The sequence below is a fragment of the Rhodococcus sp. IEGM1428 genome, assembly GCF_050321865.1.
Lineage (GTDB): Bacteria > Actinomycetota > Actinomycetes > Mycobacteriales > Mycobacteriaceae > Rhodococcoides.
Genome location: NZ_JBNQFW010000003.1, coordinates 212,186 through 231,016 on the forward strand (window position 1 = coordinate 212,186; position 18,831 = coordinate 231,016).

The 18,831-nt window shown below is 64.0% G+C and carries 22 protein-coding genes; 15 read left to right on the plus strand and 7 right to left on the minus strand.

What is annotated here, in order from left to right; translation table 11 throughout:
- Positions 1-12: 12 nt before the first annotated feature.
- The 11 genes from ACQR3T_RS15755 to ACQR3T_RS15805 all read left to right on the plus strand — a co-directional run bounded on the left by ACQR3T_RS15755 (position 13) and on the right by ACQR3T_RS15805 (position 8,597).
- Positions 13-1,215 carry a cytochrome P450 gene (locus ACQR3T_RS15755; RefSeq protein WP_428694055.1) on the plus strand — a complete coding sequence of 401 codons (1,203 nt, stop codon included), beginning with the start codon at positions 13-15 and terminating at the stop codon, positions 1,213-1,215.
- The gene (locus ACQR3T_RS15760) at positions 1,212-1,409 is read left to right on the plus strand and encodes a ferredoxin (protein WP_428694056.1); all 198 of its coding nucleotides are present in this window, start codon (positions 1,212-1,214) and stop codon (positions 1,407-1,409) included. The genes ACQR3T_RS15755 and ACQR3T_RS15760 overlap by 4 nt, the downstream gene beginning before the upstream one ends.
- Positions 1,406-2,548, plus strand: a complete 1,143-nt coding sequence (locus tag ACQR3T_RS15765; protein WP_428694057.1) for an NAD(P)/FAD-dependent oxidoreductase — start codon at positions 1,406-1,408, stop codon at positions 2,546-2,548. The genes ACQR3T_RS15760 and ACQR3T_RS15765 overlap by 4 nt, the downstream gene beginning before the upstream one ends.
- Positions 2,549-2,559: 11 nt before the next feature.
- A complete protein-coding gene (locus tag ACQR3T_RS15770; protein ID WP_428694058.1) occupies positions 2,560-2,952 on the plus strand; it encodes a hypothetical protein in 393 nt (130 codons plus the stop codon).
- Positions 2,953-3,003: 51 nt separating this feature from the next.
- Positions 3,004-3,717 (plus strand): 1-acyl-sn-glycerol-3-phosphate acyltransferase, encoded by a 714-nt coding sequence (locus ACQR3T_RS15775; RefSeq protein WP_428694059.1) that lies wholly within the window; start codon positions 3,004-3,006, stop codon positions 3,715-3,717.
- 141 nt (positions 3,718-3,858) lie between these two features.
- The gene (locus ACQR3T_RS15780) at positions 3,859-4,002 is read left to right on the plus strand and encodes a hypothetical protein (protein ID WP_155293095.1); all 144 of its coding nucleotides are present in this window, start codon (positions 3,859-3,861) and stop codon (positions 4,000-4,002) included.
- Positions 4,003-4,029: 27 nt separating this feature from the next.
- Positions 4,030-4,581, plus strand: a complete 552-nt coding sequence (locus tag ACQR3T_RS15785; protein ID WP_428694060.1) for a TetR/AcrR family transcriptional regulator — start codon at positions 4,030-4,032, stop codon at positions 4,579-4,581.
- Positions 4,582-4,681: 100 nt separating this feature from the next.
- Complete coding sequence (locus ACQR3T_RS15790; RefSeq protein WP_428694061.1) at positions 4,682-6,271, plus strand: GMC oxidoreductase; 1,590 nt, start codon at positions 4,682-4,684, stop codon at positions 6,269-6,271.
- Between the two features lie 22 nt (positions 6,272-6,293).
- Positions 6,294-7,586 carry a lipase family protein gene (locus tag ACQR3T_RS15795; protein WP_428694062.1) on the plus strand — a complete coding sequence of 431 codons (1,293 nt, stop codon included), beginning with the start codon at positions 6,294-6,296 and terminating at the stop codon, positions 7,584-7,586.
- A 62-nt stretch (positions 7,587-7,648) separates the two neighbouring features.
- Positions 7,649-7,855: a hypothetical protein gene (locus ACQR3T_RS15800; RefSeq protein WP_428694063.1), complete on the plus strand. Its 207-nt coding sequence runs from the start codon at positions 7,649-7,651 to the stop codon at positions 7,853-7,855.
- Entirely contained in the window at positions 7,842-8,597 is a 756-nt protein-coding gene (locus ACQR3T_RS15805; protein ID WP_196249106.1) for an EAL domain-containing protein, read from the plus strand. Before ACQR3T_RS15800 ends, ACQR3T_RS15805 begins: the two co-directional genes overlap by 14 nt.
- 8 nt (positions 8,598-8,605) lie before the next feature.
- On the opposite strand, the gene ACQR3T_RS15810 is transcribed toward ACQR3T_RS15805, so the two are convergent.
- Genes ACQR3T_RS15810 through ACQR3T_RS15825 form a run of 4 tightly spaced genes read right to left on the minus strand, consistent with a single transcriptional unit; the run spans position 8,606 to position 12,332 of the window.
- Positions 8,606-9,217: a methyltransferase gene (locus ACQR3T_RS15810; protein ID WP_428694064.1), complete on the minus strand. Its 612-nt coding sequence runs from the start codon at positions 9,215-9,217 to the stop codon at positions 8,606-8,608.
- A 23-nt stretch (positions 9,218-9,240) separates the two neighbouring features.
- Positions 9,241-10,233: a Bug family tripartite tricarboxylate transporter substrate binding protein gene (locus ACQR3T_RS15815; RefSeq protein ID WP_428694065.1), complete on the minus strand. Its 993-nt coding sequence runs from the start codon at positions 10,231-10,233 to the stop codon at positions 9,241-9,243.
- Positions 10,230-11,753, minus strand: a complete 1,524-nt coding sequence (locus tag ACQR3T_RS15820; RefSeq protein WP_428694066.1) for a tripartite tricarboxylate transporter permease — start codon at positions 11,751-11,753, stop codon at positions 10,230-10,232. The genes ACQR3T_RS15815 and ACQR3T_RS15820 overlap by 4 nt, the downstream gene beginning before the upstream one ends.
- A gap of 3 nt (positions 11,754-11,756) precedes the next feature.
- On the minus strand, positions 11,757-12,332 hold the full coding sequence (locus ACQR3T_RS15825) for a tripartite tricarboxylate transporter TctB family protein (RefSeq protein ID WP_032377631.1): 576 nt from the start codon (positions 12,330-12,332) through the stop codon (positions 11,757-11,759).
- A 142-nt stretch (positions 12,333-12,474) separates the two neighbouring features.
- Here ACQR3T_RS15825 and ACQR3T_RS15830 point away from each other — a divergent pair, with 142 nt between their 5' ends.
- Together ACQR3T_RS15830 and ACQR3T_RS15835 are read left to right on the plus strand one after the other, a co-directional pair.
- Entirely contained in the window at positions 12,475-13,314 is an 840-nt protein-coding gene (locus tag ACQR3T_RS15830) for a MurR/RpiR family transcriptional regulator (RefSeq protein WP_428694067.1), read from the plus strand.
- Complete coding sequence (locus ACQR3T_RS15835) at positions 13,314-14,483, plus strand: MFS transporter (RefSeq protein ID WP_428694068.1); 1,170 nt, start codon at positions 13,314-13,316, stop codon at positions 14,481-14,483. Before ACQR3T_RS15830 ends, ACQR3T_RS15835 begins: the two co-directional genes overlap by 1 nt.
- Before the next feature lies 1 nt (position 14,484).
- Here the strand turns inward: ACQR3T_RS15835 and ACQR3T_RS15840 are convergent, their stop codons facing one another.
- The 3 genes from ACQR3T_RS15840 to ACQR3T_RS15850 all read right to left on the minus strand — a co-directional run bounded on the left by ACQR3T_RS15840 (position 14,485) and on the right by ACQR3T_RS15850 (position 17,274).
- Positions 14,485-14,919 carry a GNAT family N-acetyltransferase gene (locus ACQR3T_RS15840; RefSeq protein ID WP_428694069.1) on the minus strand — a complete coding sequence of 145 codons (435 nt, stop codon included), beginning with the start codon at positions 14,917-14,919 and terminating at the stop codon, positions 14,485-14,487.
- 82 nt (positions 14,920-15,001) lie between these two features.
- Entirely contained in the window at positions 15,002-15,778 is a 777-nt protein-coding gene (locus ACQR3T_RS15845; RefSeq protein WP_428694401.1) for an IclR family transcriptional regulator, read from the minus strand.
- Positions 15,775-17,274: an APC family permease gene (locus ACQR3T_RS15850; protein ID WP_428694070.1), complete on the minus strand. Its 1,500-nt coding sequence runs from the start codon at positions 17,272-17,274 to the stop codon at positions 15,775-15,777. The genes ACQR3T_RS15845 and ACQR3T_RS15850 overlap by 4 nt, the downstream gene beginning before the upstream one ends.
- A gap of 325 nt (positions 17,275-17,599) precedes the next feature.
- Here ACQR3T_RS15850 and ACQR3T_RS15855 point away from each other — a divergent pair, with 325 nt between their 5' ends.
- Together ACQR3T_RS15855 and ACQR3T_RS15860 are read left to right on the plus strand one after the other, a co-directional pair.
- Positions 17,600-18,181 (plus strand): MauE/DoxX family redox-associated membrane protein, encoded by a 582-nt coding sequence (locus ACQR3T_RS15855; protein WP_196249107.1) that lies wholly within the window; start codon positions 17,600-17,602, stop codon positions 18,179-18,181.
- A gap of 26 nt (positions 18,182-18,207) precedes the next feature.
- Positions 18,208-18,822, plus strand: a complete 615-nt coding sequence (locus ACQR3T_RS15860; RefSeq protein WP_032374910.1) for a redoxin domain-containing protein — start codon at positions 18,208-18,210, stop codon at positions 18,820-18,822.
- The last annotated feature ends 9 nt before the right edge of the window (positions 18,823-18,831 follow it).

Sequence of the window (18,831 nt, forward strand, 5' to 3'; positions counted from 1 at the left end):
CCGAAGGACCTCATGACAACGAGCGCGACCATCCCGCAGTACCGCACCGACATCTACTCCACCGATGCGATCCTCGATCCGTATCCGCACTACGCGAGGCTGCGCGCGCTCGGCCCGGTGGTGTGGCTACCACGGCAGCAGGTGTTCGCCATCTCGCGCTACGCGGAGTGCAAGGCAGTACTGCTCGACGACGAAACCTTCATCTCGGGCGACGGTGTGGCGCTCAATCCCGTCGCCAATCGGTTGGGTCGCGGGACGACGCTCAACAGCGACGGCGACGAGCATGCAACCAAGCGCTCGGTGCTGGCGCATCGGCTCACTCCGAAGGCCGTGCGAAAGATGAAGGCCGCAGTGGAGGCGAAGGCGGAGAGCATCGTCGACGCGGCTCTGCGCAAACAGTCGGTCGACGGTGTCGACGATCTTGCGACGGCGCTACCGATGTCGATCGTCCCGGATCTGGTCGGGTGGCCGGAGGAGGGCCGCGAGGATCTGCTTCGTTGGGCGGGAGCGACATTCGATTCTCTCGGTCCCATCAATAGGCACTCGATCACGGCCACGAAGGGGGCCGCGGAGATGCTGGCCTTCTCCCGGCGGGTGGTACGCGAACGTTCGGTCGTTCCGGGGAGCATGGGCGACGACGTCCTCAGAGCCGCCGACGAGAACAAGATCGCGAAGTCCGCGTGCCCTGCGCTGATGATCGACTACCTCGGGCCCTCTCTCGACACCACCATCGGAGTGATCTCCGGTGCCCTGGAACTGTTTGCGCGACATCCCGATCAGTGGCAGGCGATTCGGCAGGACCCGGACCTGATCCCCAATGCCGTCAACGAGGTCGTTCGATACGAGTCGCCGATCAGGGCGTTCTCGCGTCGAGCCGTGCGTGACGTCGAGCTCGACGGATCGCGCGTGCCGAAGGGCGCCCGAGTGTTGGTGGTCTACGCATCGGCGAACCGCGATGAGCGCGAATGGGATCGTCCCGACGATTTCGACATCACCCGCGACGCTGCACGCCAACTCGGCTTCGGTTCCGGCGTACACGGATGTGCCGGGCAGGGTCTCGCGCGCCTGGAAACGCAGACCATGTTGCGAGTACTCGCGCGGAGAGTCGACCGAATCGTCGCTACCGGAGCCCCGAAACGGGCCGTCAACAACGTCATTCATCGATACGAACAGTTGCCACTGGAATTGGTGGCGGCAGAAGGGACACGGCAATGAGAGTCGACGTCGACTGGGATCGGTGCGAGGGCCATGGCATCTGTGCCGAGCAGGCACCCAGGGTGTTCAGCCTCGATGACGAGGGCGAACTGCATCATGCGTTCGACGACAACGACATTCCCGACGACCTGGCGGCCTCGGCGCGGTCTGCGATCGGTGTGTGTCCGGTCGCGGCACTGCGAGAACAGGCGTGAGCTCCTCGGGCCGAAGGATCGTCATCGTCGGAGACTCGATAGCCGGGTGCACTGCCGCCCGTGAACTACGCGCCCGCGGTCACGACGGCCCGCTCACCATGATCGGTGCTGACGCGGACGGTTGCTACGCTCGGCCGCCGTTGTCCAAGCACGTGCTCAAAGGCGAAGCAGCCGAGGCGGAAACGTGGGACCTGTCGGATCTCGACATCACCACGATCGCCGATCGTGCGGTGTCGGTGGATACCGAGGCGCGCACCGTCGCCATCGCTGCCGGTATCGACGTCCCCTACGACTCGTTGATCGCGGCCACCGGAGCGGCCGCACGTCGCATCGCCGCCCCGGATCAGGCGGGCGAGACGGTGTTGCGGACATTCGACGACGTGCGTGCCCTACGCCCGAAGCTGGACGCGGCGCATACAGCCATCGTCGTCGGTGCCGGCTTCCTCGGAATGGAGGTCGCCAGCGCCTGCGTTGCTCGCGGCATCGCCGTCACCGTCGTCGATGTCGATCCACCGTTGAAGCGGCTGCTGGGTACCTACCTGTCCGGTGCGATCGCCGCCCGTGCCGAGGCCGCGTCGGTCGAGTTTCTTCGAGCGGAGAGTCCGGTTCTGTTGGCGGGCAACCCCGTCACCGGAATCGATGTTGCAGATCGCACCCTCGATGCCGATCTGGTGGTCACCTGTGCCGGCGATGTGCCCGAGACGGAATGGCTGGACGGCACCGGCGTCGCGGATACTCGCGGGGTCGCCATCGACGAGCGCTGCGCCACAGCACTTCCCGACGTGTTCGCTGCAGGCGACGTCGCCTACTCAGGCAGCGGCTCTGGTCGAGCCCCGTTCTGGTCCAATGCCGTCGCGCAGGGCAAAGTTGCCGCGGCCTCCGCACTCGGTCTCGAACCCACGTGCGCCCCCACCGACGACTACTTCTGGTCCGAGATTCTGGGACTGTCCATCAAAGTCGTCGGTCCACTCCCACTGCAGGGAGAACCAACCGTCCTCGAAGGTTCGGTCGACGACGGATCGGCCCTGTTGCAGTGGAATCACGAGGACGGCCGCACAACCATCGTCGCCTATGGCATCAAGAAGGCGGTCGGGCTGCTCCGGCGGCTTGCCCGCGACTCCGCTGTCCCCACTACGTAAGGAATTCACTCATGGCATTCGGTGCATCTTCCGGTCTGGTTCGACGTCTCCCCGAGGCGGTCGGACTCGCCCGCGCGGCGATCGGCATCGCCCACATGGTTGCGCCCACCCGCGCCAACGAACTCCTCGCCGGACCCGACGCGGCGGTGGCGACCACACGAGCTGCGGCCCGTACCTTCGGAATTCGCGAGATCTACATCGGCGGCGGACTCTTCGCCGCAACTCGGTTTGCCCCGAAGGCAGTGCGGACACTGCTGCGCGCGGGCGTGGCTGTCGACGTCTGGGATACCGCGGCGTTCGCGCTCACCGCTCACCTGCCACAACGTACGAGAACAGCCGGATGCGCAATCGCAGGAGGCTTCGTGATCGCCGGCGCGCTCGCAGATCTGCAGCTGGACGGGTAGTCGACGATGGACAACATCGCGCGTATCTTGCGAGCCGCGAGCATCGATGCCGTGCGCTTCTACAATAGACTGGAAGTGACGGTGGCGCAGCCGGTTCCGGATACTCCCGTGTTGTTCGTTGCCAACCATGGGTTCGGTGGAGTCATCGATCTCAACGTGTTCGCATTCGCGGCCGCGTACGACGAACTGGGTGTCGACCGTGAACTGATCACGCTGACGCACCAGATCGCCTGGACGCTGCACGCCGAGAAATTGATCGAGCCGTTCGGTGCCCGGCCCGCATCCAAACAGACGGCGCTCGATGCGTTCGAGGAGGGGAACAACGTCCTGGTGTTTCCGGGTGGCGATATCGATGCGCTCAAGGCCTGGAAGCACCGCAACGAGATCCTCTTCGACGGGCGCACCGGGTACGCCCGGTTGGCGATGGAGGCGGAGGTGCCGATCGTCCCCGTGGTCACGGCCGGTGCCGGAGAGTCGCTGCTCGTACTCGGGAGCGGCAAGCGATTTGCGAAGGCACTGAGGTTGGACAAGGCACTGAGGCTCAAGACACTGCCGCTGTCCGTGTCCATTCCCTGGGGCGTCAATCTCGGTATGGTCGGCCTGCTTCCGTACCTGCCGCTGCCCACCAAGCTCCAGACGTCGGTGCTCGCTCCCATGCGGCCCGATGCCGACGAGACGGCAGAGCAGTTCGCGGGGCGGGTTCATTCGGCGATGCAAGCCGAGCTCGACGATCTGACGAAGAATCGACGGCCCATCATCGGATGACCGCCCCGGTCGCACTGGGTGAACGTGCGACGAGGGGAGGGAAGGCCGTAGGGTTGGGTCTGCGCCGTCGACTCGGCGCAAACCATGGTTCAGCGAAGCCGAACCGACCTGCAGTACTCGAGGTCGAGAAGGTCGAGTCTCATGACCGACACACCTATCCACGACGCACTGCAGAAGTTTCTCGACGTCGATACCGGTGGCGGGGATCGGCACGCCGAGGCCAAGGTGAAGGCATCGCCTGCGAAGGTGCCGGTGCATGCACCATCACGGCACCGGCGGGCCTGACGTCCCCGCGAGAGTCATAATCGGACCATGCGGTCGAAACGCAAGATCCTGGACGCGACGCTCGGGCTGATCGCCGAGTCCGGCTTCGAGGACGTCACCATCGCGGCGGTGGCACGGGCTGCAGGCGTGACGAGGCAGACGGTGTATTCGATTTTCACCACCCGTGAGGACATGATCTCCGAGGCGATGGTGGGTCTGGTCGTCGATGTGTTGGGTGCTATCCGGGAGAAGGCCGATCAAGCCGAAACTCCGACCGAGTTCGTCGTCGAGACCGTTGTGGCTGCACGCGATCTCATTCGTCGAGAACCCGTGCTGAACTCTTTGCTGCGTTCGGGCAATGCGAATCCCTTGTTCGATCCGGACATGATGGATCGAGCAGCACCGGTGGTGCGTCAGTTCCTCGACGGCTACATCGAACGCAATCCCGATTTCGATTCGACGAAGTTCGACGGGGTCGAGGCCATGTTCGCGCGGAACGCACTGTCGGTCATTCTGTTCGATGACCCGACTGTTCACGACGACGACGGTCTACGGGCGTACCTCCGACGGTGGTTGGTGCCGCTGCTGGCTCTGGACTGACCCGGTAAAACTTGACACTTCTATCCCCTTCTGTCTAGTTTTGCAACGCGCGTACACGTGACACAGGTCTCGCGGGCGCTGCAGCACCTATGGGGGGTACGTGTCGAACTTGAATCGCCGATCGTTTCTCGGGGCAAGCGCTGTTGCAGGCTTGGCCGCACTGTCGGGCACAAGGGTGGCGCACGCGGCAGAGGGGCGACGCTCCCAGATCCCGCTGACGCGCGAGGACCATCGCGTCGTGATCATCGGATCGGGGTTCGGCGGCGGCGTCAGCGCATTGCGCCTGGCCGAAGCCGGGGTGCCGGTACTGGTACTCGAGCGCGGAAGACGTTGGGACACAGGGCCGAATGCTGATACGTTCCCCAACGCCACGTCGCCGGACAAGCGCATGCTCTGGCACGGCTCGAGTCCCAACCTGTTCGGCACTCCGGTTCCGTTCGATCCGTATGTCGGCCTGCTCGAGGCTGTTTCCGGGGACAACATGACCGCGCTGTGTGCAGCCGGAGTCGGCGGCGGATCCCTCATCTATCAGGGGATGACGCTGCAGCCGTCGCAGTCGGTGTTCGAGGAGCATTTTCCGGTCGGCCTCGACTGGACGACGTTGAACAGAGTGCACTACCCACGCGTGGCGCGGATGTTGCAGCTCGAACAGGCTCCCGACGAGTTGATCGATACGCCCAATTACCAAGCAGCCCGAGTGTTCGCGGCCAATGCGCGGCGAGCGGGCCTGCCGGTATCGAAGATCCCGATGCCGATCGACTGGAACTTCGCACTCGACGAGACGCGCGGGGTGATGAAGCCGTCGTACACCGACGGCTCCGGTGCATTCGGAGTCAACAACGGCGGCAAGCATTCTGTCGACGTCACCTACATCGCAGCCGCCGAGGCGACGGGTCTGGCCACCGTGGCAACTCAACACGACGTCACCCACATCGAACGTGCCGCAGACGGTCGCTGGGTTGTCCACGTAGACCGAATCGACTCCGACGGAACGGTTCTGGAGAACAAGATCCTCACCACCGGGGCACTGATCATGGCCGCCGGAAGCCTCAACACCACCAAGCTGCTCGTCCGCGCCGGAGCCACCGGAGCCGTTCCCGATCTGCCGGACGAGCTCGGGCAGGGCTGGGGTACCAATGCCGATCGCATCTACGTATGGTCGAGCATCGAGCAGCAATTCGGCGCACCGCAAGGGGGCCCGGTGGTGTTCGGCAGCCTCAATTGGGACGACCCGAACACCGCGCACACCGTCATCCAGGCGTCGATACCACCATTGTCGTTCGACGCGCACAGCACCATGCTGGTGGGGTACGGAGTGAGCCGTGGACGCGGCCACTTCGGCTACGACTCCGCGTCGGACCAGGCGCGGTTGCACTGGCCGGCCAATGGCGACAGCGTCATTCAGGACGGCTCCATCGATCCGACGGTACGTCGCATCGCCGGCTCGGGCAGTTTTCTGACCGACACCAATGCCTTGTTCCCGTCCACGTGGCATGCGTTGGGTGGGGCGAACATGGGCTCGGTGTGTGACCTCGACGGACGCGTCCACGGCCAGCGGGGTCTGTACGTCCTCGACGGCGCACTCATGCCCGGCACCACAGCAGCGTGCAATCCATCCATGACCATCGCGGCACTGGCAGAACGTGCGATGGACAACATCGTTGCCGACGATGTCGGCTCCTATATATGACCCCCTCCGCAGAAAGAGACCGATGCATCTGTACCGCACCATGATCGGCGTCGCCGTCACCGCCGTGCTCGCGTCCTCGGCCACCGTGCTCGGAGCCACGGCAGCCCGCGCCGATCCCGTGGACGACTTCTACGTCCCTCCGGCCCAGGTCGTCGACGACCCAGGTGCCGTGTTGCGAACGCAGCCGATGTCGCTGTTCGCTGCGCTACCCGGCGCGGACGGGGGCTACCCCGTCCAGGCGCAGCGGGTGCTGTACACGTCACGGACGCAGGACGATACGCCGGTGAGCGTGTCGGGCACGTTCATCGAGACCGAGGTGCCCTGGCGTGGAGCCGGCCCTCGGCCGACCGTCGTTGTCGCACCGGGCACGGTGGGGCAGGCCGATCAGTGCGCGCCCTCACGCGCATTCCCGACGTCGATCAACGCTGCGACGCAACCACTGTCGATCTCGTTCAACCAGGAATTGTTGTCGTCCACGCTGTGGGGTTCGATGGGTGCCAACGTCTTCGTCACCGACTACATCGGTTTGGGAACTCCTGGTGTGCATACCTACGTCAATAGAGTCGAGCAGGCTCATGCGGTACTCGACGGTGCTCGCGCAGCGAACGAGCTCACCGGTGACGCGAATGCACCGATCGGCATCTGGGGCTATTCCCAGGGCGGTGGAGCGGCGGCCGCGGCGGCCGAACTCGCCTCGGACTACGCGCCGGAGCTGAATCTGAAGGGCACCTGGGCCGGAGCGCCCACCGCGGACCTGCTCGAAGTGTTGAAGACGGTCGACGGGACGCTCATCGGAGGTGTGATCGGCTACGCACTCAACGGTTTCGTCGAGCGAGATCCGAGCCTGCTGCCGCTTGTCGAAGAACGACTCACCGATCACGGCAAGGCGGTACTGACCGATCTGTCGACGCAGTGCATCGGCGACACCATCCTGAAATACCCGTTCCTACGCACCGATTCGCTGACCGTGGACGGTAAGTCGATGCTCGAGAATCTGCGCACCATTCCGCAAGCGGGGTCCGTCCTCGACGCTCAACGGATCGGTCGCAGTACTCCGAACGCACCGGTGATGATCACCAGCGGACTCAACGACGATACGGTTCCGTACGGTCAGGCCCGGCAGTTGGCCCAGGATTGGTGTGGGCGAGGTGCCTCGGTCGAGTTCAGGACGAATCCGTTGCCGCCGATCCTGCAGGGTGCGGTGTTGCCCAACCATTTCGGGCCGCAGCTGATCGACGGGTACGGCGGCGAAGCTGCGTCGTTTCTGATGGACCGGTTCGCAGACGCTCCGATGGCACCATGCTCCGTCGACTGAGTGACCGCAGGCGCTGGCGGATGGTACGGAGATTCGTACTCCGAAGTCGCTGCCCGGCAGCAATGAGCGCCCCGCAACGCGCCGCAGACTACGTCGCGATAGCCGACGCGTTCGGGGTCTTCTGGTCCGGCGACGATCAGCGAAATCGTGCTCTGCTCAGTAGTTTCGACGATCCGGATCCTGATGCAGTCGTCGCCTCGATGCAGCGCGTTGTTGCTCCGATTCGGCTTCACCCGGTGGTTCGGGTGTGGAACCGTGCCGTCTACTAGGGCCGCCTCGACTCCGCTGCGCTCGACGCTGCTGCGGTCGAGGCGGCGAGTGGAGGCTGTCGTCGCCAGCGGTGGTCCGGACATCGTGTTTCAGCCGATCGTCCGTGCACGCGATGGTGCGATCGAGGGATACGAGGCCCTGTCGCGCTTTCCGGCCGGCGGCGGTGACACCGAAGAGTGGTTCGCCGATGCAGCGCAGTGCGGTTTAGGGCCTGCTCTGGACAGGTCGGCAGCTGTGAAGGCCCTGGCAGAATCGGCCCGTCTGCCGGGTGGGTGCTTCGTTGCGGTCAACCTCTGTGCGGCAACGTTACTGGTGGATTCTGCTCTGGTGGACGTGCTGCTCGATCACCGTAGACATCGGCCGTTGGTTGTCGAGATCACCGAGCATGCCGCCATCGACGACGAGGCCGCGGTGGTGGCTGTGCTGGCGGAACTACGGCGCGGCGGTGTAACCGTAGCGGTCGACGATGTGGGGTCCGGTTATGCAGGTATGCGGCATCTCGTCGTGCTCGAGCCGCAGATCATCAAACTCGACGCGTTTGTCGTCCACGGCATGCGGGACAACCGAGCGAAGTCGGCCTTGGCCGAACTGGTACTCGAGTTCGCGCGAAAGACCGACGCGAGGTGCGTGTTCGAGGGCGTCGAGACCGACGAGGATCTCGAGGCGGCCACCGGAATCGGGGCCGATTTGCTGCAGGGCTACCGAATCGGCCGCCCTGCAGCGTTGGATCAGCTTGTGTGAGTCGGTGTTCAGTGGCTGCGGGCCGAGAAGCTCTCTCGTTTCGACGCCTCACGCGCTACCACTTCCTCGGCAGCGACGATGACGACGTCCACATCGGAGCTCTTCACGACGACCACGCCGTCGGCGTCGGCGACGATGACATCGCCGGGAGATACGACGACGCCTCCGAGCGCCACCGGCTCGTTGAGCCGTCCCGGTCCGTTCTTGTACGGTCCTGCCGGGGTGACACTGCGGGCGAACACGGGCAGACCCAACTCGGCCAATGCGTCGGCGTCGCGTACGGCACCGTCGATGACGAAGCCCGCAATGCCCAGTGATTTGGCGCGGATCCCGATGAGATCGCCGATGAGGGCGCGGGTGTCGTCGCCCGAGCCGTTGACGACGATGACGTCACCGGGGCGGGCGTCGTCGAGAGCCTTGTGGATGTAGAGGTTGTCGCCTGATCGGGTCCACACGGTGTAGGCCCGGCCGGTGACTGCTGCTCCGGCCCAAATCGGACGGAGGCCGGCGATGATGCCGAAACGTTCCTGGGCATCGCCTACGTTGGCCGTGGGCACTCGAGAGAAGCGTTCGATCATGTCGTCGGATACGGCAGTGGCGGAATAGGTTTCGGTACTCATGAGATCAATGCCTTTCGGGTGTCTTATTGCTGGTCGGCGAGCAGTTCGGCGATGATCGGCTCGATCTCGGTTTCGCGCTGTTCCCACAGGGTTTCGACGTCGGCGCCGGAGACCCAATCGGGTTGTGTCGCTGCGCCGGTCAGCTTCTCGGCCACGGTCGGGTCGGCCAGCGCGGTCTCGAGGGCGTTCTGCAGCGTGGTCATCGTCGCGTCCGGGGTGCCTGCGGGGGCACTGATGGCGAAGTTGTTGGTCATGAACGGGGCGTCGAATCCTTCGCTCGCAAGCGTCGGTACGTCGGGGATGAGCTTGTTTCGCTCCTCGGTGAGTACCGAGAGGATGCTCACCTCACCCGACGCGAACTGGCCGTAGAAGCTGGACACTCCACCGAGGGCGAAGTCTGTTTCGCCGGAGACCAGTGCCGAGATCTTGTCTGCACCGCTGTTGTAGTGAACGATGTTGAAGTCCAGGCCCAGAGTGTCTTCGAGGGTGCGCAGGTTGACGTGGTCGTCGCCCGCACGGGAATCGGTGCCCACCGTGATGGTGCCCGGGTTGGCCTTCACTGCATCGAACAGTTCGCCGATGTTCGCGTACGGGCTGGACTTGTTGACCCCGATCACGATGTCGTTGGACGCGAACGACCCGATGGGCGAGAAGCTTTCACGATCGAAGCCGGCCTTCTTGCTCGGGTCCAGGTATCGCCCGAGGATCGACGGGATGTTGGTGAAGCCGATGGTCTCGCCGTCCGGCTTGGCGTTTGCCAGGTAGTTCAGTCCGACGACCTGGCTGCCGCCTTCTTTGTTGACCACTTTGACCGGGACTCCCAGTTCGGCTTCCATGGCCGGTGCCATGATGCGGGCCAGGATGTCGTTGCCTGCTCCTGCGGCGGACGGGACGACCCATTCGACAGTGGCACCGTTGCGTGGGAACGGTGCTCCCGAATCGGTTGTGCCCCCGCTGCATCCGGCAATCAGCGCGGCGGTGGAGATGGCCGCGACGAGGATGGGCAGTTTTTTCATGAGACGGGCTCCTTGATGGGGTGGTTCGCGGTGGCGCGGCGGGAGAGGATGCGAGCCAGGACGGGGCGCAGCATTCCGAACAGAACGGCTGCGATGAAGACGAGCAGGAGAACCTTGTTGATGGGGCCTTCGACGAAGACTCCGTAATCACCGCGGGACAGTGACAGCGAGCGTTGAAAGTTCTCTTCCAGCAGTGGTCCGAGGATCAGCGCGAGGACGAGAGGGGTGAGCGGAATCTTGGTGAGGTGGAACAGGTATCCGATGATGCCTGCGCCGAGCATGATGAAGATGTCGAAGACGCTGCCGTTGATGCTGTAGACGCCCAGGAACATGAAGGCCAGGATCATCGCCATCAGGTAGTGGAACGGGATCTTCAGTACAGCAATCCACAGGCGAACCAGTGGCACGTTGAGAATCAGCAGGATGATGTTGCCGACGAGGAAGCTCGCGATGATGGTCCAGGCGACCTCGGGGTTGTCGCGGAACAACAGTGGGCCGGGGATCAGACCGTTGATGGTGAAGGCGCTGGCCATGATGGCGACGGTGGCGGAGGTAGGGATACCGAGGGTGAACAGCGGAATCATCGACGACAGCGCGAGCGCGTTGTTGGCCGATTCCGGTCCGGCGACACCCTCGACGGCACCCTTGCCGAATTGCCCGGGACGCTTGGTGAGCTTCTTTTCCATCGCGTAGGACGCCAATGAGGTTGCGGCACCAGGAGATCCGGGGAGCAGGCCCATGAAGAAGCCGATGACCGATCCGCGCATCGTCGGGCCTGCAGACCTGGTGATGTCGGTCTTGGTGGGCAGCAGCTTGCCGACGGCGAGTGGTCGTCGGCCGGCACCTCCCGCCGAGCGGGCCTGGATGAGGATTTCGGTGAGGCCGAAGCAGCCCATCACGACGGCCACGAGTGCGACGCCGTCGAACAGTTCCGGCATGCCGAACGTGAATCGCTGGACGCCTTGGCCGGAATCGATGCCCACCGACGCGATCGCCAGGCCGAGACCGACGCTGATCAGTGCCTTCGCGGGGTTGTTGCCCGAGAAGCTGGTGATCAGTGCCATGCCGAGCAGTGCGACGAGAAACAGTTCGGGAGCACCGAATTCGAGTGCGAGTCGGCTGAACGGAGCGACGACCACGAATCCGATGACGCCGACCAGTCCGCCGACGAACGACGCGAGTGCGGCGACGACGAGAGCGGGTCCGCCGCGTCCACTCTTGGCCATCTCGTAGCCGTCGAGCGTGGTGGCGATGGACGACGCCTCACCCGGAATGCGCAGCAGTACAGCGGTGACGGTGCCGCCGAACGCAGCGCCGTACAGGATGGCGGCGAGCATGATCAGTGCTGTGGTGGCGTCGAGTCCGAAGGTGATCGGGATCAGCAGTGATACCGCGGCGGCGGGACCGAACCCGGGGAGAACACCGACGAGCATCCCGAGCACGCAGCCGAGGAGTGCGAACAGCAGATGCGTCGGAGTCAGGACGTTGACGAAGCCTGCCATCAGATCGGGAAGTCCCATGACTCACAACCCCCAATCAGCGAGGAACGGAATGGAGGACGCCGGCAGGGCGGTGCCGAGCCAGACGTCGAACACCAGCCGGGTGGCCAAGGTGGTGGCCACTGCGACGCCGACGGCGACCACCGGGGTGCGCTTGCCGACGAACGTCAACACGACGGCGAGCATCAGCGCCATGGACAGCGTGTAGCCGAGTGTGGGGAGCACCAGTGCGGCTCCGGCGATCGCGGCAACGACCACTCCGATTCTGATCCAACCGGCGCGATCGGGCAGTTCGGCCTCGTCGGCGTCTTCCTCGTTGTCACTGGAGAGGAACGCGACGGCCGCGGAGGTAGCGGGCTCGAGTTCGGGATCCGGTTCGGGCGCGCTCGTCCGCGGTGCTCGGACGAGCTGAATTGCCCACATCGCACCGCCGAGGATCATGCCGAGTCCACCCACCAGAGGCAGGAAACCCGCCCCAACGCCAGGGTCGGCCGTGACGCCGTACCCGGTTGCCATGGTGACCGTCGCCAGGCCGACGACGAGGGTCGCGCCGAGCACGATCCATTCGATCGTGTGTTGTGTGCCGAGCAGTACCTTCACGGCCTGCCGCCTTTCTGACATATGTTCGGATGCGGCCTGAGAGGGTCGGCCGGATTGCTGTGCTGTGGATCACTTGCAATCTTGCACAGGTTTACAGGATTGTGGTTGAGTGTGTCAACAGACACAGTGGAAAGTGGAGGGTATGAGCTTCCGAACAGTGGTGGCGAGCAGCGGAAAGTCGTTGAGCGCGTCCGAAAAGCGGGTCATTGCGGTGCTTCTCGGCGAGCCCGAGCCGTCGAGTTTGCGCGCGGCTCCAGTTGCGGCCCGCGCACAAACTCATGAGTCGACCGTCGTGCGGTTGGCGCAGAAGCTCGGGTACAGCGGATTCCCGGACTTGCGCGCAGATCTCGAACGCGACAACCCCGAACCCGTGACCGCGTCGGCTCTGATGCGCAGCGATACCGGTCACGAACTGGCTGTCTTCGCGCGCGACGAGGCGCGTGCACTGGAGCGGTTGTCGAGCTTCATTCCGCAAGAGCAGCTGGTGGACGTGGCGACCTCCATTCATCGGTCGCGGGTGGTCTACCTGTTCTCCAAGGCCGACGAACGACCGGCCCTGGATATGCTGGCCCGCCGTCTTCGCAGACTCGGGCTCGTCGTCGTCGAGCTCGGCCTCGGGGGAAAGGACCTCGCCGAGCGGTTCGTCAGCTTCACCGAGGACTCCATCCTTATTGCGTTCGCACTGCGCGAGGCACCGTCTCAGCTGCCCGCGTTGGTCCGTGAAGCGGAACGACGCGGCGGCACGTCGATTCTGATCAGCGATGCGCCGGGATATCACTTCAGGCCCGCTCCGACGCATCTCCTTGTCGCGCAACGCGGAAACGATTCCGAGTACAACACTCTCATCATTCCCATCGCCATTGCGTACGCACTGCAGTTGGCAATCTTCCACCTCGATCCCGATCGGTACGGGGCGGTGCGCGACGACATCAACGACGTATCGAGGTTGGTCGGAGGAACCGACGAAATTCCTTTGCGCTGATGGCTTCTCGTGATTCCATTGCTCTGACTGTTCAGGCGACGACTGCGCAGGCCGGGTGGGTCGGGGTGCGGTTGATGATCGGTTATCGGGCTATCGCCGAGGGTGCCGACACTCGAACGCTTGCGGTGATCGCGGCACTGTTCGCTGCGCCCGCGGTATTGGCGGCTCTGCCGATCGGGCGCATCGCAGACAGGTTCGGCGGTCCGGTGGTGATCGTATCGGGAATCGTTCTGTGCTCGATCGCAACCGGTGTACTCGTTGCGTTTTCGGCAATGTGGGCGTTGCTCGCGTGTACGGCTGCGTTCGGTCTGGGCAATCTTCTGATCATGATCGGGCAGCAGGCGTTCGTCGCACACGTCCACGTAGACGGCAAGAACGAAAGTGCCTTCGGCGCACTGACTGCCGCCGCGTCGATGGGGCAGTTGGTGGGGCCGCTCGCGGTGACGGCCGTCGCGTCGAGATTCGGCGGTGCGAGCGTCGAGAGTCCGAACACGACGGCAGGCATCCTCACTGCCGGTGCGTTCACCGCGGTGGCGCTCCCCACCGCACTGTTCTTGATGCTCGGCCGCAACCATATTCGCGCGCAGAGACCTGTCGAGGGCGAAGCGTCGGGGCTGAAATTGCTGAAGCTGCCGGGCATGTGGCAGTCGTTGACGGTCAGCGGCGCGGTGCTGGTGACGGTCGATCTGCTCTATGCCTTCGTACCGGCGTGGGCCGTCGAGCGTGGGGTATCGGTGACGACGGTGGGGTGGCTGCTGGCGTTGCGTGCCGGGGTGTCGGTGGTCAGCCGAGTGGGGCTCGGCAGACTCGACGAGAAGTTCGGGCGTACTGTGCTGCTCAACGTTTCGCTGGCGGCGGGCGCGATCGCTCTCGCAGTGCTGCCGTTCGTGCAGGCTGTCGGAGCTATCGGAGTCATGATTGCACTCGGCATCGCGTTGGGTATTCCGCAGCCACTGACCATGTCGTGGGTGGTGTCGATCGTGCCGAAATCCACGCAGGGGGAGGCGTTGGGATTGCGGATGTCGGCCAACAGATCGGCCCAGATTCTCATCCCGCTGACGGTCGGTGCCATCGCCGGGCCGTTCGGAGTGACGGGCATTCTGGTCGGTAATGCACTGGTACTCGGGGGATCCATCGTCGCTGCCTCGCACCCGAGAAGTCGGCCGTGACTCAACTGGGATGGGTGGACATCTTCACGTGCGGGATTCCCGCTTCCAGGTATTGCTCTCCTACCCGAGTGAATCCGAAGCGTCCGTACCACTTTTCGAGGTGCGCTTGCGCCGAGATTTCGACCACCCCGGGGTATGCCTTCAGTGCCGCCTCGACGAGTTCTCCGGCGTAGCCGCGTCCACGACCCTCGACCGCGGTCGCGACGCGGCCGATGTGGACCGTGTCCTCGACGAGGACACGGAGCGTGGCCGACACCTCGCCGTCCTCGTCCTGGATCCAGAACAGCTCAGTTGTCGGAAGTAGGTCCGCGCCATCGAGTTCGGCCTCGTCGACGATCTTCTGCTCGTGCACGAACACCGCAACCCGAAGCGCCATGATGCGGTACAGGGTGCCGGGGTCGACTCGCGAGAGCGGGGCATGATGGAGGGTGGTCATCGGGTCCGTTCTTGGAGTGGGCATCGAGCTCGCGCGCTCAGGACCGGACAATTCTCGCATGTCGGTGGCGTGATGCACAGGATCAGATCAGTCCGTCCAAATCCTTGGACCCCTGTACGAGGAACTCGACCAATTCGGAATTGGTAGGCGTGACTCTGCCCGCGATCCCTTGCAGACACAGAGCGCCGACGACATCGGAACCGCGCGTTCGTACCGGTACCGCGAGAGCGGCTCGGCCGATTCGTGATTCCTCGTTCTCGAACGACAGTCCCGTGGCGAGGATGTGGGCCAGATCGCGGTGGAGGGACGGCTCGTCGACGAGGGTGTGCGCGGTGACCGCCCGCAGTTCCAGGTTGTCGACGGCCCGCGGTGCGAACGCGAGCATGAGCTTCCCCACCGCGTGCGCATGCGGATTTCGCATGATCGTGGGTGCGGAGACAACCTCGTGGTCGGGATCCACGTCGACCATGCGCACTGCGCCTCCTCGGATCGTGGCGACGTAGAGGCCATGCCGCGTCTGCTCGCGCATGTCACCGAGAATATCCGCGACAGTGCGGACCGGTTCTGATCCCGTTGCTGCATAGGCTAGTTCGGAAGTACGTCGTCCCAACGCGAAACCCGACAGGTCCGGCACTCGCACCAGGAAGCCGTCGGCTACCAAGTAGTTCAACATGCGGTAGGCGGTAGCCGGTGGTACGTGTGTATGCGCTGCAATCTGTTTCGCGGTTGCGCCAGCGCCCAGATATGCCACCGCTTCCAGCATGGCAAGAGCCTTCTGTACAGCTTTTGGTTGTTGCCCCCCGAACCCTGTTCCCGATCCACCCCCGCGCGCATCGTGTCGTTCGGTCACCACGGCTATCTCCCGTGTCGAGGAGGAGCCAGCACAGGTTTGCCTGCTGCGCTCATCTCCAGTTCGGCAGATCCCGGTAACAGATCGGCTGTCTCGACGCTGTCGAACACCCCGATAGCGTCGATGCTCTCAGGTCTGAACCACCGCAGGAACAAATGCCAGATCGTGCCCGACGCCCCGAGCGCCACGAACCACGCGATGTACGCCCAGGCTCCCGATCTGGCCGTGTCGACCACGGCGAACACCAACAGTCCGGATCCGGCTGCAGCGGCGCACAATCCGCACATCCGCGTCCATAGGGTGTGCTCGGATATTCGACCGAGGAATCGCAACGCGGCGATCGACACCATCGTGTAACCGAGCACGAGCGCTATCTCGATGACGACGTCGTAGTTGTCCGGCGCGTGGTCGGGGTTGTGCCACAACGAACCGAACAACGACACACCGACGAAGAGCGTGACTGCGGCCCAGGGTGTCCGGAACCGAGGATGCACACGATCGAGAAAGCTCGGGACGATCTTCTCGATGCTCATCGAGAACAACAACCGCGAACCGGCCTGCGCGAAGCCCAGCGTGGAGGCGATCCAGGACGAGCACACGCCGATGTTCACCGCCATCACGAGAAGAAGGCTTGCTCCCGAATCGACGCCGCCGAAGTAGGCGTTGAGGAGTGTGCCGGCGTGCCCGGTCATTCCGGCCCATCCGGCGAACACGTACAGCGCTCCGACCAGAAGCGGAGACACCAGTAGCGTCCTGGTCACCGAGCGCAGCGGCGTACGTGCCTCAGGTCCGAAGAACGCGGCGCTCTCGAAGCCTGCCAGGCTGAGTACGGTCTGCATCGCAAGGAAGAGAACGAATCCGATCGGTGCATTCGTGGAGGTGTTCGCCATGTCCAACTCGACCGGCGCGCGCATCAGCAGCGTCGTGATGAGGACGAGGGTGCAGATCTCGATGACGAGAATGGTCCGGCTCGCGAAGCGCACGCCCCTGATCGCGATGGACACGACGACAACTGCGACAAGGACACTGGCGATCGTCACAGACCCGGTACCGAGATGCAGCCCCGATACATCGGCCACCTTGACGAGGTTTGCGCCTGCATTCGAGAGCACCGAAATCGATACGCCCACATAGCCGACGAGCAACACGGCGGCAGCGGTCAAGGTGGCGCGTTTCCCGAGACCGTGGGCGACGAAGCTGTAGAGCGAGCCCGATGCCGCGAGCCTGCGCGTGAACTGACGTATGCAGAAGGCGACGAGGGTCATGACGAACGTGGCACCGACGATGGCAACGAGCCCGGCGCCGCCGACGGTGAACGTGGACATCCACAGAGCGATGAACACCATGCACGTCGCAGGTGCCATCGTCGACATCGATTGACCGAGCAGGTCGAACGGAGTCAGCTGCTTACGCCCGAGCGCGCTCAACGGGGAGTACACAGGATTGAGAGGCCGCTCGGTCAGAGCGGCCTGTTCGAGGGCGGCACGCAGTGCACTGGTGTTCATATCGTCCTGAGTGGGAATGAAGCCGGTCGAGAAGCACAAGGTACGACGCGGTGGTTTCTTCCATGTTTCAACGATTTCAACGGTTGGAACTTCAAGTGAGAATCGGCGACCCAAAATCGAACCGGACGTCAGGCGAACAGTGATCCACGCCATAGCACTGCGTGTGAGAACTCTCTGACCAGCGTCGATCGGGCGATTGGACCGCCACTTGGCGTCGTCGCGCATGTAACTCGGGAGAAGCGCCTCCGACGCATCGACCTCGCATGATTCGTGTCAACCGACCGAGCGACGGGCGGTGTGAGGCGAGCGAGGTGAGGAGTTGGCGATGCTCTGGGCAGCCCTATCGTGCGTTGTCGGCGCAGTTCTGTTGGTGGCAGGCATACCGAAGGTCACGGACAGCCAGCGGATGATCCGTGCTGTTCGTGGGTATCGACTGCTGCCCGATCAACTGGCCGTCGTTGTCGGTCGAGTGCTTCCCTGGCTGGAGATCGTGCTCGGGGCCGGCTTGATTCTCGGCATCGCTCCGGTGGTGACCGGCGCGGTCGCGTCGGCGATGTTCGTCGCCTTCTTCGCCGGACTGACGATCAACCTGCTGCGTGGACGCCGTGATCTCGATTGCGGATGCTTCGCGTTCTCGGCTGGGGGTGAGGAGATCGCCCACATCGGATGGTGGCACTCCGCTCGCGCAGCGTCGTTCGCGATCCTCGCGGCGGCAGTGATTCTGACTCCTGACATCGGTGTGTTCGACCGCCTCACCGGAACGGGAGTCGGTCTGTTCGTCGTCGCACTCGTGTGCGTCGGGGTCTACGCGCGCTCGGTCATGTCCTTCGGCCGCCGCCCGATCGACGACTACCTCACCAACGCGGCAATCGAGCTCCGCGCAATCTCGTCCGTCAGCCGCTACTGATCTCTCTCATTCCGAAAGGCACGTCGATGACTGTATTTCTCGTGACCATGGTTCTCGTCCTCACCGTGGCCGTAGCAGGGCTGTTGCTCATGATTCTCGGCTTGGCCCGCGAAATCGGCCGAGTGCAAGTGCGTTTGGGACCACTCGGTGCGCGGATGATGGATACCGGCCCGAAGATCGAACAAGCAGGACCGAGCTTCCACGGTCTGACCGACCACGTCGGACGCACGGTCAGCGTCGGCGGACATCGCGAGCGCCCACAGTTGCTTCTCTTCACCGCTCCGGGCTGCTCGACGTGCAAATCCCTTTTGCCGGGGATGAAGTCGATGGCCAAGGGCGAATCCGACCTCGACATCGTCATGATCTCCGACGGCACTCCGGCCGAGCATGCGGAGTTCCTCGCCGGCGCAGGCCTGGGATCGGAGCTGAGCTACGTCGACGGCCGCGACGTGGGAATCGCGTACCAGATCGGTACCACTCCGTTCGGCGTCATTCTCGACGAACACGGCAAGATCAAGGCGAAGGGCCTCTGCAACCACATGGCTCAGGTCGAAAGTTTGCTCAACGCACTCGAATCCGGCACACCGTCGCTGCAGCACTTGCACACCCAGGCCGCCCGGAATCACGCAGGCGCAGCCTAGTCCCACTCG